The 14,437-nt window shown below is 39.9% G+C and carries 10 protein-coding genes and 4 tRNA genes; 6 read left to right on the plus strand and 8 right to left on the minus strand.

The window, feature by feature from the left end:
• Nucleotides 1-47: 47 nt before the first annotated feature.
• From JKG64_RS15510 to JKG64_RS15525, 4 genes are all read right to left on the minus strand, one after another.
• Nucleotides 48-119: transfer RNA gene (locus tag JKG64_RS15510), tRNA-Thr, on the minus strand.
• 87 nt (nt 120-206) lie between these two features.
• A tRNA-Gly gene (locus tag JKG64_RS15515) sits at nt 207-279 on the minus strand.
• A gap of 33 nt (nt 280-312) precedes the next feature.
• Nucleotides 313-393: transfer RNA gene (locus tag JKG64_RS15520), tRNA-Tyr, on the minus strand.
• 29 nt (nt 394-422) lie between these two features.
• Nucleotides 423-495, minus strand: a tRNA-Thr gene (locus JKG64_RS15525).
• A gap of 477 nt (nt 496-972) precedes the next feature.
• Here JKG64_RS15525 and JKG64_RS15530 point away from each other — a divergent pair.
• Nucleotides 973-2,118 carry a BamA/TamA family outer membrane protein gene (locus JKG64_RS15530; protein WP_210355225.1) on the plus strand — a complete coding sequence of 382 codons (1,146 nt, stop codon included), beginning with the start codon at nt 973-975 and terminating at the stop codon, nt 2,116-2,118.
• 11 nt (nt 2,119-2,129) lie between these two features.
• Here JKG64_RS15530 and JKG64_RS15535 read toward each other — a convergent pair whose 3' ends face one another.
• The gene (locus tag JKG64_RS15535) at nt 2,130-2,585 is read right to left on the minus strand and encodes a hypothetical protein (RefSeq protein ID WP_210355226.1); all 456 of its coding nucleotides are present in this window, start codon (nt 2,583-2,585) and stop codon (nt 2,130-2,132) included.
• A gap of 137 nt (nt 2,586-2,722) precedes the next feature.
• On the opposite strand from JKG64_RS15535, the gene JKG64_RS15540 reads away from it, so the two are divergent.
• Complete coding sequence (locus JKG64_RS15540) at nt 2,723-3,181, plus strand: GyrI-like domain-containing protein (protein WP_210355227.1); 459 nt, start codon at nt 2,723-2,725, stop codon at nt 3,179-3,181.
• Nucleotides 3,182-3,257: 76 nt separating this feature from the next.
• Here the strand turns inward: JKG64_RS15540 and JKG64_RS15545 are convergent, their stop codons facing one another.
• Genes JKG64_RS15545 through JKG64_RS15555 form a run of 3 tightly spaced genes read right to left on the minus strand, consistent with a single transcriptional unit; the run spans nt 3,258 to nt 7,270 of the window.
• A complete protein-coding gene (locus JKG64_RS15545) occupies nt 3,258-4,577 on the minus strand; it encodes a sensor histidine kinase (RefSeq protein ID WP_210355228.1) in 1,320 nt (439 codons plus the stop codon).
• 3 nt (nt 4,578-4,580) lie between these two features.
• Entirely contained in the window at nt 4,581-5,942 is a 1,362-nt protein-coding gene (locus tag JKG64_RS15550; protein WP_210355229.1) for a sigma-54-dependent transcriptional regulator, read from the minus strand.
• 14 nt (nt 5,943-5,956) lie between these two features.
• Nucleotides 5,957-7,270 carry a TolC family protein gene (locus JKG64_RS15555; RefSeq protein ID WP_210355230.1) on the minus strand — a complete coding sequence of 438 codons (1,314 nt, stop codon included), beginning with the start codon at nt 7,268-7,270 and terminating at the stop codon, nt 5,957-5,959.
• A 262-nt stretch (nt 7,271-7,532) separates the two neighbouring features.
• Between JKG64_RS15555 and JKG64_RS15560 the strand changes: the two genes are divergently transcribed.
• From JKG64_RS15560 to JKG64_RS15575, 4 genes are all read left to right on the plus strand, one after another.
• Entirely contained in the window at nt 7,533-8,783 is a 1,251-nt protein-coding gene (locus JKG64_RS15560; RefSeq protein ID WP_210355231.1) for an efflux RND transporter periplasmic adaptor subunit, read from the plus strand.
• A gap of 95 nt (nt 8,784-8,878) precedes the next feature.
• Nucleotides 8,879-9,556: an ABC transporter ATP-binding protein gene (locus JKG64_RS15565; protein ID WP_210355232.1), complete on the plus strand. Its 678-nt coding sequence runs from the start codon at nt 8,879-8,881 to the stop codon at nt 9,554-9,556.
• A gap of 10 nt (nt 9,557-9,566) precedes the next feature.
• Nucleotides 9,567-11,981: an ABC transporter permease gene (locus tag JKG64_RS15570; RefSeq protein ID WP_210355233.1), complete on the plus strand. Its 2,415-nt coding sequence runs from the start codon at nt 9,567-9,569 to the stop codon at nt 11,979-11,981.
• Between the two features lie 60 nt (nt 11,982-12,041).
• Nucleotides 12,042-14,426: an ABC transporter permease gene (locus JKG64_RS15575; RefSeq protein ID WP_210355234.1), complete on the plus strand. Its 2,385-nt coding sequence runs from the start codon at nt 12,042-12,044 to the stop codon at nt 14,424-14,426.
• Nucleotides 14,427-14,437: the final 11 nt, after the last annotated feature.

Below are 14,437 nucleotides of genomic sequence, written 5' to 3' on the forward strand. Positions count from 1 at the left end.
TCTTTTATTAAATTTTATACAAAAATATAATAAACTTTAAGTTATCGAGCCAAAGATGGGATTTGAACCCACGACCTCTTCCTTACCAAGGAAGTGCTCTACCCCTGAGCTACTTCGGCTTTATAAAAGCTTATTTACAGATTTATGCCCCCACCTAATATCATAAATTTACGAAAAGATAGAGACTGAAAATCTTGAAATTAAAGAGCGGAAGACGAGGTTCGAACTCGCGACCTATAGCTTGGAAGGCTATCGCTCTACCAACTGAGCTACTTCCGCTTTTGACCTTTTTAAAAGGTCAGAAAAAAAGTGTGGGGGGAGAAGGATTCGAACCTTCGAAGCCGAAGCAACGGATTTACAGTCCGTCCCATTTGACCGCTCTGGAACCCCCCCAGACCTGCAATTTACATCGCTTTTTTTTGAGCCTCCTATCGGAATCGAACCAATGACCTACTGATTACAAGTCAGTTGCTCTACCAGCTGAGCTAAGGAGGCTTTTATATATTTTTCTTTAAAATCTCTAAGAACATCTGTTACTTTGGAACAGCGAGTGCAAAAATCAAAATTTTATTTCAAACTTGCAAGAGATTTTTTAAAAAACTTTTTTCTTTTTTTCTTACTTAAAGAACGTCTTCAAAAGTGAAACAAACAACAGATGTTTCCGTTTTTGATGATGCAAAGATAGACACAGAAATGACTTATCAAAAACATTTCGACAAAAAAAACGCACCTAAACATCCATCACACTGATATGCAAGCAAATAATTTTCACTAAAAAAACGCACCATTTCAACAAAGCCTATATACTCCCCACCCTCCAACAGAAAAATCATCATTTTATACCAACCTTTTTTCTCCGCTCATATCTGCATCTGGTAGACCGCACACCTTTCCAATAGGAGTTTTTCAGTTTGAGTTTCGTGAATTCCATCCATTTTTTCTAAGTTTGAGACTTTGAATTTTCACTACTACATGAATCGAAATAAAATAATACTTAGCCTTCTCTTATTAGGAACCTCACTTACAACAACTGCTCAAACAGAAAATAGCTTTGTCAAAAGAGTAATAAAAAAAGTATTCTCCTCGACAAGTGACAGTACCCGTGGCCCAAGTTTCATGTTACTTCCCGCATTTGCATATGCACAGGAAACAGGTTTGGAAATAGGTGTTGCAAGTGCATACAACTTCTATATGGACAGGACAGACTTACAGAGTAAGACCTCGAATGTCATGCTTATCGCAACAGTAACTACAGAAAAACAGAAAAAAATAAACATAACTTCCGATTTATGGACCAAAGGAAATGAGTACCATATCTTAACAGACATTCGTCTACGTGACTGGCCATTCAACTTTTATGGTATTGGGAACAACACCTGGAAAGCGGATGAAGACTATCTAGAACAAACGCTATACCGCGTAAAAGTAGATGTAGAAAAACGCGTTGCACCAAAATTATATGTTGGGATTAATGCCAACTATGACAAATTTAAATTCCAGGATGTCGAGACCGGAGGCATCTTCGACTCGCAAAACATCTATGGAAAAAATGGCGGACAATTTCTAGCGTTAGGAGTTTCAGCACTATATGACACTCGCGACGTGACGACATTTACGACTAAAGGCTTTTATGGAAGAGCAAAATATGCTTATGCACCAAACTTTTTCGGAAAGGACAACTACAAAGGAAGCCAGGTAGAAATAGACGTAAGGGGCTATTACCCTTTTTCCCATAAAGTAAGCTTAGCTACCCAAGGTCTCTATAGAGGGACATATGGAAAAAACATTCCATTTTATGCCATGAGAGACCTAGGCGGAGATATGAGTATGCGAGGTTACTACCTAGGGCGTTACAAAGACAACAATTACATCACTGCACAAACAGAACTACGCTATCGCTTTCTGCCTCGTTTTGGAGTTGCCGGTCTACTCGGAACAGGAAGTACGTTTTCAGATGAACATAAAATCCGACTTGTACCAAGCTATGGCGCTGGAATCCGTTATTTCTTTAGTATAGAACACAGCAGTAGTATTCGATTAGATTATGCTTTTGGAGAAAAAAGAGCTGGTGAAAAGAGACAGTCTGGTTTCTACCTGAGTGTCAGCGAGGCATTTTAATGGCTAAAAGATTATCTCCAATACGGAAAGCGTAATTTAAAGAGTTCTTTAGGTTGCTCTTTTCGATAGAAAACCAAGCCATAGTAAAACAAATCTATACAAACAATAAAACGGGAGTCACGACAAATCGACTCCCACAACAATTTTCTTCCGTTATCTCTATAAATATCTGGAATAACTAAATATCGGAATTGTTGTTGGAGAATTGTAAGTTGTTCCACATCCATCATCACATCTTCAATAACAAAAGCCTTATCCCTCCCTTTTTCCAAAGGCGAAGAAACATAGTCCACCTCAAAATAGGTTGCGACGTCAGCCAATAACAACTGTTGTTTATTAGCTATGTTAGTACGCTTGGATTTTGCATAAATCACTTCATCAGCCATGCTGTACACAAAAGGGGAATGGGTACCATGTCGGCTATTGGAAGAAAAAAAATGGAAAAAGAGACGCCACAAATATTGCATTCCGCAAAATTAGTACTTTCAGGCAAAAGAAAAACGAAAACCAGAACGAGTTTATGTCTTTTGTCTCCGCTCTACTGACAGACTGCTGTCAAAACAGGACCTAAATTTGCTTTCATACATTTTAATAACATTACATTATGGAATTTTTACAAGTAGATTCGTTTGAACTTATAGGTATTTCAATTTTGACCAGTAATGATCCGGGCAAAGCTGAGCTAGATATCCCTACTCTATGGGAGCGTTTTTTTGCAGAGGACATTATAAACAAAATCCCCAACAGAACGACAAGCTCAATTTATTGCGTCTACACAGACTATGAAAGCGACCATACCCAGCCCTATCGAGTTCTATTAGCGTGCCCTGTATCCACAATCGACGAAATACCGGACGGCATGCTTGCCCATAGAATAGATAAGGGTAAATTTCATAAATTCACAGTTAAGGGTGACATGAAGGATAATATTATCTACAACAAATGGCTGGATATCTGGGAATCGGGGCTAGACAGAACCTTCCAATCGGACTATGAAGTATATGATGAACGGAGTCAAGACCGGAGCAATGCTGAGGTTGATATCTTTATTGGCATAAAGTAGCCCATACATCAGAAAATAAAACCCTGGCCGGCAGTCCCGCAAAGATGTCGGCCCTATAAAACGACAAATAGATCGATCAGAAATTCAATGTAAACACACTTCCATTTCCCTCCTCACTATCGACCATGATATTTCCATTATGGACCAACATAATTTGCTTACTTAAAGTAAGCCCTACTCCTGTACCGGTTTTACGAGTTGTAAAGAAAGGTGTAAAAATCTGTTCCTGTATATCGGCATTCATTCCCTTGCCATTGTCTGCGATCTGGATTTGCACCCGACCCTCCTGCGTCTTTCCCGATATACTAATATAAGGTCTTTCACAGTCTGCCACAGCCTCCATGGCATTCAACAAAAGATTGATAACGACCTGCTCGATAAGATTTCTATCAGCCCTCACCAGTAAACGTCGATTTTTAATAATGATATCTACATCTATCCCCTTCTGTAGCATAGTGGGTTCCAGTAGCTGATAAATATCTTCAAAAAGATCAATCAATAATATGTCGTTAAAGTCGGGCTGATCCACCCTATTGATTAATCTATAACTCTTGGCAAACTGCAGCAAGCCCTCGCTCCTCCTTTTTATAGTATAAATCCCCACCCTTAAATCCTCCATATCTTCATCATTATAGCCACTTTCCAAACGTCCATGAAGTGTTTCTGCCAAAGAACTAATAGGCGCTATCGAATTCATAATCTCATGGGTCAACACCCGAAGAAGCTTTTGCCAGGCATTTGTTTCGGCCTCGTCAATGGCTTCATTAATATTTTGACATACCACGATTCGAAATACTCCTTCCTGTGTTTCGAACTCAGAACTATTCATTAATAGTTTAATCTTCCCTTGAATTGAATTTACAGTCTCTGTCTGCGGCTTCCCGATCTTCAGCCCCAACGTTTTGTCATACAAATCCTGATTTCTTTTGGTCAGTCCTTTGATATTTCCCAAATGAGGAGTATTGAATAGCTGCTTAAATGCATCGTTAATCCAAATAACCTTTCCGGATTCAGCTTCATAAAAGATAATAGCGGAATCGAGCATATTGATTACCTTATTCAAGTATTGATGCTGTAACTCCTTATCTATACTTATTTGCCTGTAGACTTGATTGATCGTATTGAAAGCGGAGAACAATTTACTCTCAGTGCTTTTTTTGTCCTTTATAGCAAATCTTCTCGTAAAATCATTGTATCGAACAGCCTCTGCAAAGTCCAGCACGTGATTCAACAATCTTCGCTCAAGATTAAACCATTGATAGGCCAATACAACTATAATGAAAAATGATAGTATAGCATACAACCAATATCCCAACAAGGCAAGATAAGCCACACCTGTACCACACAAGAGCAGCAAGATGATTTTCAAGAAAAGGAAAAAGCCTAATTTCCCCATATATCAGATATTATATTTCTCCATCCTCCTGTACAGGGCAGCACGTGTCAGTCCCAAATCTTTAGCGGCTTTACTGATATTACCGTTGTACCGCTCGATAGCTGATTGTATAGCCTTTCGTTCCAATTCTTCTAAACTCTGATTTCCGAACCCCTGATGTTCCATAGGGAACTCTACCGTCGAGACCTGCTCGATAGGGGAAAAGAGAATATCCCGCTCACCGATACTCAACCCTTCGCTCATAATAATAGCCCGTTCAATACTATACTGTAGTTCCCTGACATTTCCAGGAAAGTGGTAAGATTTCAACTTCGCTATTGCATCTCGTTCAAACCCTTCAATATTTTTATGATATTTTGCATTATAAAAACCTAGAAAGTGATTAGCCAGAAGAATGACATCCTCTCCCCGCTCCCGTAATGGCGGAACTTGGATCTCTACCGTGTTAACTCTATAGATAAGATCTTTTCGGAAGCGACTTTCATCTGCCAGTGCTCTTAGGGGAACATTTGTTGCGCTCAACAACCGAATATCGACATCAATACCAATATGAGACCCTAAAGGTGTAACCTGTCGATTCTGCAAGACACTAAGCAATTTAGCCTGTTGATGTAGCCCTATATTTCCTATTTCATCAAGAAACAGTGTCCCCTTATCAGCGGCTTCAAAACGACCTGCCCGATCCTCCCTCGCATCTGTAAATGCTCCTTTCTTATACCCAAAGAGTTCACTTTCGAAAAGCGTCTCCGTGAGTGCACCGACATCCACCTTTATATAAGGAGCTTTATTCCTCAGCGAACGTCTATGCAGAGCCCTAGCAATCAAATCCTTTCCTGTACCATTCTCTCCGAGAATAAGGATATTAGCTTCCGTGGGCGCAACTTTATCTATTTTGTATTGTAAGTCTTCCATCACTGCAGATCTCCCTACCAACTCATCTTCTTCCCGTAATGCCTGCACATTCCTTTTCTTCCCTTTCTCTTTTGTCTCGCTGTAGGTCGATTCTAGGGTATTCAACAGATGTTCGTTAACCCAAGGCTTCACAATAAAATCGGAAGCTCCCAATTTGAGCGAGCGAACCGCTAGATCGACTGCACCGTACGCTGTGATCATAATGACCCGAATATGTGGATAAGCCTCCTTTATCTTCCCCAACCAAAACAACCCTTCATTACCGGTATTGATTGCACTTTTAAAATTCATATCCAACAACACCAGATCTATCGTGTTTTTCGACAGAATACTAAGCAAATTTTCCGGATTACGCTCAATAATCACCTCATTGACCAGCGGACGCAAGAGTATCCTTACGGCAGTCAACAAGTCTTGATCATCATCTACAACTAATACTCGTGCTTTTTTCATCAAAACTAAATTAGTTATAAATTTATAGTTCCAGTATAATAGTCGTTGATATATTTCTGCAACATAAGTTCGTACCGTTTGATCAATAGCTGAGTTTGGGCGTTATCTAGTTTTGTTTTCGCCGTGAGGAAGACTACAGAATTACTATTTCCTGCATCAAAATGAACCTGCGCTATTCGAAATGCTTCTTTATAGCTATTCTCTTGTTCCCGGAGATTAGCAACATTTACTTGCAGTGTTTCTAAATCAAAAACCGTTTTGGCAGTCTCCTCTCGCAGTTTACTTTTTGCTATTTCTCTATCCCAAATCACTTCCTGCAGATTTAGCTTCGCCAACTTAACCTGATTTCTTGTTCGGAACTGATTAAAAATCGGAATACTAAGTCCTAATGAAACACCTTTTGATAGGTAGTTGTTCATCTGCCTGCCATAACTGCTCGGATTGGTACTCGAGTACCGCGACCAAAGCCCCGCTCCTAATGACAAGGATGGGAGGTAAGCCGCACGTTCCACCTTCACCCCTTGTTCTGCCTCCCTAATACGCCAATCATACGCTTTAAACTCTGGCAAAACGTCCAATGCATTTCTAAAAAGCTCCTCTCCCGTTTGCCTCGCTACATCGAGCGACATAGCCAAGGGTTCAATATCACCTAAACTATCTATAGACAGATTTAAAAGTGAGGCCAACTGCAACCTATTTCTATTTAACAATTGCGCACTTGCTTCTAGTGTATTTTTATCGGCATGTAGCTGTCCCTGTATATCATAGTAGTCTCCAGGGCTTACCGCCCCTTCTTTATGCAGAATCTCCGTACGCCGCACATTCTCTTCCGTCACAGCCAATTGTCCTTTGGTTTGTTCCAGCATATCTTTGGCCGTCAAAACTAGGATATAGGCCGTCAGCACATCCAATTTCAGTTCATTCTTCGCATGATCAAATTCAAATCGTCCTGCCTCTTTCGCATTAGCCTGCCTACGAATATGGTGTAATGTCTGGAATCCATTAAATATAGGCACATTTAAATTGAGTGCCTGGTTCCCTGAAAAATAACTCTCTTCGACAAACTGATTCGTGGTTGGGTTTACGCTCCGCCCCTCATTATAGGCATGCCCCCACTCCGCCTTTAGAGAAGGTAACCTATTATTCTTCGCCTGTTTAAGTGCTATATTATTTCTTACTAGATTCAATTCAGATCGTTGCAATGCCGGATTATTCTCCAGAGCCAACCTGATGCAATCGACAAGGGACAAACGTTTTGTCTGCCCTCGCGCCTGCACTAAACAACTAGTAAATAAAAACAAAATAAAAATTCTAAAAATCGTCTTCATTTTAAATGATCAATTATTAGATTGGCTTACCCATAGCACGTGCCAAAAACATAAACAACTATAAAACAACACCATACAAAAGAAATATCATATAGGGTGTCCATTGCCGAACAAACAGTGTCCGAATACGGACACCTTAAACCCGATTAATACAATAAACAACTGTAAAACAGTGTTTTAAAAAAATGGCACAAGATTGTAGGTGATTCTGCCGAAGGGCTTTTTGTGCGCCTTTTTTGGATTTTTAATTTTTAGTTTCTGAATGGACAGACCAATACAACAAAAGAAATGGAATACAAAACGTATTCTCACCCTGATAGGAATAACAGCCATTGTCGCATTGATTGGGGGAAGCTATTATTTCAGTAGTGGCAACAGCCGTCTCAACGTCGATAAGGACCGCATCAGTATTGTAGAGGTCAAAGAAGGTGTTTTCCAGGAATTCATTCCCATCAATGGAACAGTACTTCCTATAAGCAGCATATATCTCGACGCTGCTGTAGGTGGCCGGGTCGAAGAGAAATATGTAGAAGACGGAGCTATCCTTAAGAAAGGTGACCCGATCATGAAACTGTCCAATACCGATCAAGAATTAGGGCTCGTCCAACAGGAGACACAAGTTCTTAATCTTCTTACCCAAGCTCAGATTGCCCGCACGAGTGCCGAACAGGTGTCTATCAATAACCGCAATCAAATGGCTGATGTCGAACAGGCATTGCGGGAATCAGCACGTGTATACAATCTCAATAAGAAACTCTATGCAGAAAAAGCGATTGGATCTCAAGAATTTGAAAAGTCAAAAAATGACTACAACTATCAAAAAGAACGTGTCGTGCTGACCAAGCAGATATTACGTCAGGACTCTATTTCCAGCAGACAAAAAATCAAACAAGATCAGGAAACATTCCAACGTACACAAAGTGCCTTAGAGCTTATGCGTCGCAAAGTAGGCGATTTGATTCTTAGAGCGCCAGTAGATGGACAGCTCACTTCATTTGACGCAGAGATCGGTCAAAATAAAAACGCGGGCGAACGACTTGGACAAATTGACGTGCTCACAGGCTTTAAAGTCCGTGCTGAAATCGACGAACACTACATCAATCGCATTTTTACCGATCAGGTCGGAGAATTCACTTTGAATGGAAAACCCTATCAACTAAAAATCAAAAAAGTGTATACACAGGTCACCAATGGTCGGTTCCAAGTTGACATGGAATTTGTAGGACAGGCTCCGACCACAGTAAGAAGAGGACAGACCTTACAGATAAGACTTTCATTAAGCGACGAAACGAAAGCATTATTACTAGCCAAAGGTGGTTTTTATCAGCAAACCGGAGGCAACTGGATTTTCAAATTGGACAAAACAGGAACAACTGCTTATCGTATGGACATACAACTGGGCAGACAAAATCCCGAGTTTTATGAAGTAATCAGTGGACTGAAGCCTGGCGACAAGGTTATAGTCTCAAATTATGAAACCTACGATAAGATACAGGAATTGAATATTAAATAATATCGGTATGTGAGATGTCAGACACACTTCCTGTAACCTTCATAACTAGATAACAAGATAACTACATAACTTTATAACAAGACAACATCATAAAAATGATAAAAATAACGAATTTACAGAAATATTACCGTACCGAGGAGGTCGAAACGGTTGCCTTAAACAAGGTAAACATTCATGTCAAAGAGGGTGAATTTGTGGCCGTTATGGGTCCCTCTGGCTGCGGCAAATCCACCTTACTGAACATCATAGGACTTCTTGATGATCTCGATGAAGGGAGCTATCTTTTCAATGGTACCGAAGTTGCTAAATTCAAGGAAAGTAACCGATCCAATCTTCGAAAACACAACATCGGTTTTGTATTCCAGAGTTTCAATCTCATTGATGAACTTACTGTTTTCGAAAACGTAGAACTACCTCTCGTATATACAAACGTGCCTGCTGCCGAGCGCAAACGGCGTGTAGAAGAAGTATTGGAGAAAGTACAGATTATGCACCGGCGAAACCATTTCCCACAACAACTATCCGGTGGACAGCAACAGCGGGTTGCTGTAGCCCGAGCGGTAGTAAACAATCCTAAGCTAATTCTTGCTGATGAGCCAACTGGTAATCTGGATTCGAGCAATGGCAACGAAGTTATGCAGCTCCTTACCGAACTGAATGAAGCAGGTACTACTATTGTTATGGTGACACACTCCGAGCATGATGCCAAATTTGCAGATCGGGTGATACGTATGCTAGATGGTCAGGTTATCATGGCGACTCAAACTATTTAAAGGCAATGTTATGAATCACATTAAACTAACCTTGAGAAAACTTTGGGCAAATCGATTTTTCACCACACTGAATATCCTAGGCCTTGCTATTGGTATTAGTGCATGCTGGATTATATTTCGCATTGTCAATTATGAATTGAGTTTTGACAAATCCATTCCTAACAACAAGCATATCTATCAGATTGTACATAAGTCAGTTTTCGATGGTAAAGAAAATGGATTTGGCGGACTTCCTCTTCCCTTATACCCATACATATTGGAAAAGTTTACAAACATTGATCAGCTTGTCCCTGTGTATAATAGATCTTACGAGGAGGTTAGTATTCCTTCATCAACAAACACTCCGATTTCCTTTGATGAACCTCAAGAGATTAAAAGCACTACTTCGGCTTATTTTGATATGCTGCCATACGAATGGATTGTAGGAAATCCTAAACAAGCATTATCTGCCCCCAAGCAAGTGGTACTTACATTATCCCGAGTTAAACAATACTTTGGCAACACCCCACCGGAATCTGTATTAGGTCGAACCTTAAATTACGATTCCACCTTGTTCACTGTGACAGGCATTGTAAAGGATCTAGATGACCCGAGCAGTTTCACTGCGAAAGAGTTTATGCCGATTCCAAAAGAGGAATTACAAAATGATCGATGGTCGAATTCTAATTCGGACCATAAGCTGTATGTAAAAATTGCTGAACCACAAACAGCCCCGCTACTTAAGAACATTAATGCAAAAGTAGCGGAAATGAACAAAGAAATATTCGAAAAATACCATTTTAAAGTTTGGTTTGATCTATTACCTCTTTCTCAAAAACACTTTACACCCGAGTATGCATCCGGTGAATACACCGCTAATCGAAAGATGTTACTAGGATTAATCGGTATCGGCATATTTTTACTTATACTTGCCTGTATAAACTATGTCAATCTTTCCACAGCACAACTCCCCTATCGCGCTAAAGAAATAGGAATTCGGAAAACCCTTGGTGAGAAAGGCCAACATTTGACTTTAAAATTTGCGTTAGAAACTTTTACCATATCGATACTAGCGCTATTGTTATCAATTCCCTTCGTTTCTTACTTTACCTGGCAGTTTAATGACTTCCTTCCCAATAACTTTCAGGATTTTAATGCTCCAATTGCTACTTTAATATTTTTAGCAACCTTAATTATCTTAATTACCCTATTATCGAGTATATATCCTACATTTCTAATAAATAAAGTAAAGGTCATTGACGTATTAAAAATAAAAAGTTTAGGTAGCATCATTCAAAGCGGTGTATCGCTACGAAAAGTACTCATTGTATTCCAATTCGTCATTGCACAGTTCTTTGTCATAGGGACTTTCATCATTACTGCACAAATAACATTTATGATGAAGGCTGATCTAGGCTTTGAGAAAAATGCAATTATATCGATCCCTATTCCACAGAAAGCCAAATACGAGGCACCTGCCAACCCATTTCTTTATAAACAAGCCATACTACAACACGCAAAAATACAAGACGTAGCACTTGGACATCAGCCGCTAGACAATAACCACTGGGGAAGTAATCTTGCAGTTCCATCCGACACAGGTGAAATACAACTCAATCTAGCCTTCAAGTACACTGACGCAGACTACTTGTCTTTTTATAGAATAAAACTGTTAGCGGGAAGAAGTACTGTTCCAGGCGATACTACGGGGAGTATATTTATAAACGAATCAACTCGAAAAGCATTAGGTTTTGCTAGTAATGAGATCGCTGCAGGTCAAAACATCAACGACCACAGTGGTGCGCCTATACGAATACAGGGGGTATTTCAGGATTTTCACTCAAAAAACCTGCATACACCTGTAGCACCATTAGCCTTAGTGGTAACAAATAACAAACACAGTCTACGCTACTTCAATGTAAGACTGCCCGACCAGCCTTCTAAATGGCCTAAAGCCATCGCTACCTTGGAAAAAGAATGGATAAAAATCTACCCAAAAGCCCCCTTTATATACAGCTTTTATGACGAGGACCTCAAAACATTCTACGAATCAGACATAAAACAAAGTCGTATAATCAATCTAGCAACTGCTATCACAATTATCCTTAGTTGTCTTGGATTGATTGGCCTAGTAACGGTGACTTCTTTTCAACGAACAAAAGAAATAGGGATACGAAAAGTGCTTGGCAGTTCGGTTTTTGGTATCATCACGTTATTATCCAGGGAGTACATAAGACTGATTATTATTGCCGTATTAATCACCTTACCCATAGCTTATTGGAGTATGAACAAATGGCTGCAAGAGTTTGCTTATCGCATAGAGATACAACCTTGGATGCTACTACTGGCAGGATTTAGCACGCTTCTTATTGCGCTATTATCTGTCAGCTACCAAGCATTAAAAGCTGCTAGAGCCAATCCAATTGAGAGTTTGAAGGATGAATAAGGAATATAAAGACCATACGAATGTCTACGTACTCAATACTCACATCTTAATACTAAAGACATGTTAAGAAACTATATCAAAATCGCATGGAGAAACCTTTGGAAAAACAAAAGGTATTCTTTTATTAATATCTTAGGATTGGCCTTAGGCATGGGCATTTCATTAATTATCGCCCTTTGGATTAATTCAGAGATAAGATATGACCGATTCTACTCCAAAACAGACAGACTATATCAAGTGTATACGAGAGATATATTCGATGGCAACCAACATACCTGGGGCGGAACCCCTAACATTCTTGGTCCTATTTTACACCAGGAACATCCAGAAATAGAAGAAGTCGTACGTATATGGAATATTGATCACCGTATTCATCATGATGCCGAACCGAGCCTCAGTGCTTCAGGAATAGCGGCGGATCCTGCATTTTTGAAACTATTTGATTTCAAAGTTGTCTCCGGTAGTTACACAACAACTTTATCCCGTCCTGACGCAATAGTACTAACGGCCTCCATGGCTAAAAAGCTATTCGGTAAAACAGATATAATTGGTCGCAGAGTGGATATGGACACGACCGTTTCCCTAACTATAGAGGCCGTTATCGAGGACATACCACGTAACTCCAAATTCTATGGAAACGACTTTATCTGCTCCCTGAATTATCTCGCAAAAAGAGGGAAAACTTTTTCTGACTCTTGGACTGCTTACAACCATGAAACCTATGCCCTTTTAACAGAAGGAGCATCACTCCCCTCGATCAACAGGAACATAGAAAACCTTGTTTCCAAACATACCAACGGCACCGCAAAAGCGACCATATACCTATACCCTGCCCATCGTTGGCACTTATATAACAAGTCTGTTAATGGGCAGATGGTAGCCGGCAATATCACCACTCTACAGCTATTTGGACTAATCGGTATATTCATTCTTTTGATTGCTTGCATCAATTTTATCAACCTAAGCACTGCAGGTGCAGAAAGACGAGCCAAAGAAATAGGTGTACGTAAGGTGGTCGGAGCACCGAAAAAATCACTTGTTCAACAGTTTCTATTAGAATCTTTTATACTAACCTTTTTGGCCGCTATCTTAGCATTATTGATTATTTTCTTAGCTCTTCCATTTTTCAACAACCTAATACATGGAGATCTTTCGATCGGCGACGATCCGATATTTTTTTGGTCTATATTTCTTATCATTATCTTCTTTTGTTCCTTATGTGCTGGATTATATCCTGCCTTTGTTCTAGCAGCCTTTGATCCCATAAAAACCTTAAAAGGAAATTATCTGATTTTAAACTCTGGCCTACAACCCAGAAAAATCCTTGTCACCTTACAGTTTACCATATCAATCGGCCTAGGAATATGCACTTTTATTATCGGTCAGCAGATACGCTTTGGAGAAGAACGAAATGTGGGATACGACCGTAATAACCTCGTTTATTTACCATTAGAAGGTAATCTCGGCAAAAACTATGAAGCATTGAGAAATGAGCTATTTCAGCAAGGAATTGCCACCAACATTAGCAAAACATGGGGACGTATCAGTCGTAATGGTAGTAACAGCTGGGGCTATTCCTGGCCTAATAGCAGACCAGAAGATTACGATGTCGTATTCAATAATATGGCTACAGATTGTGATTTTACCCAAACAATGGGAATAAAATTACTACAAGGACGAGATATTGACATTTACAGACACGCTTCCGACTCTAGTTCCCTCCTGCTCAATGAAACCGCTGTTGCCAAAATGCAATTGACCAATCCTATAGGCGCACAAGTGACCGTAGGCCAAGGCACAGAATATCAACAGGTCTATACTGTTATCGGGATCATTGAGGATTTTGTATGGCAATCCCCCTATCAGAACATTGAGCCTATGATGATCAAAGGTCCGTCCACTTGGTCAGATTACATACATATTAGATTAAACAGTGCAAAAAGCTTACTAACGAACATAGAAGCAATTCAAGCCTTAGTAAAGAAATACAATCCTGACTATCCAATCGATATCCACTTTACAGATGACGATTACGCTTTAAAATTTGCTACTCAAAAACGTACTGCGGCACTCACGGGGCTTTTCTCAGGCTTGGCCATCTTTATAGCTTGTTTGGGTCTACTTGGGCTAGTATCATTCGCAACTATCCAAAAGCAAAAAGAAATTGGCATACGCAAGGTACTTGGCGCAACAGTGTCAAGTATAATCGCTATGCTATCACGCGATTTTGTAAAATTAGTCATCATTGCCCTGCTCATAGCCTCCCCTATCACCTGGTGGATTATGGATCAGTGGCTATCCGACTATGTATACCGTATCCGTATACAATGGTGGATGTTTGCATTTGCTGGAACCCTAGCTGTAGGTATCGCATTGATTACCGTCAGTTTCCAAACATTCAAAGTTGCTAAAGCTAATCCAGTAAAGAGCCTTAGAGATGAGTAAAACCAAGAAAT

Source organism: Sphingobacterium tabacisoli (assembly GCF_017908035.1).
In the GTDB taxonomy this organism is placed as follows: domain Bacteria; phylum Bacteroidota; class Bacteroidia; order Sphingobacteriales; family Sphingobacteriaceae; genus Sphingobacterium; species Sphingobacterium tabacisoli.

Coding starts and splice junctions, on each gene's coding strand:
- JKG64_RS15535 (WP_210355226.1), bottom strand. CDS start 2,585: ATGCAATATTTGTGGCGTCTCTTTTTCCATTTTTTTTCTTCCAATAGC.
- JKG64_RS15575 (WP_210355234.1), top strand. CDS start 12,042: ATGTTAAGAAACTATATCAAAATCGCATGGAGAAACCTTTGGAAAAAC.
- JKG64_RS15550 (WP_210355229.1), bottom strand. CDS start 5,942: ATGAAAAAAGCACGAGTATTAGTTGTAGATGATGATCAAGACTTGTTG.
- JKG64_RS15565 (WP_210355232.1), top strand. CDS start 8,879: ATGATAAAAATAACGAATTTACAGAAATATTACCGTACCGAGGAGGTC.
- JKG64_RS15530 (WP_210355225.1), top strand. CDS start 973: ATGAATCGAAATAAAATAATACTTAGCCTTCTCTTATTAGGAACCTCA.
- JKG64_RS15545 (WP_210355228.1), bottom strand. CDS start 4,577: ATGGGGAAATTAGGCTTTTTCCTTTTCTTGAAAATCATCTTGCTGCTC.
- JKG64_RS15555 (WP_210355230.1), bottom strand. CDS start 7,270: ATGAAGACGATTTTTAGAATTTTTATTTTGTTTTTATTTACTAGTTGT.
- JKG64_RS15560 (WP_210355231.1), top strand. CDS start 7,533: ATGGACAGACCAATACAACAAAAGAAATGGAATACAAAACGTATTCTC.
- JKG64_RS15540 (WP_210355227.1), top strand. CDS start 2,723: ATGGAATTTTTACAAGTAGATTCGTTTGAACTTATAGGTATTTCAATT.
- JKG64_RS15570 (WP_210355233.1), top strand. CDS start 9,567: ATGAATCACATTAAACTAACCTTGAGAAAACTTTGGGCAAATCGATTT.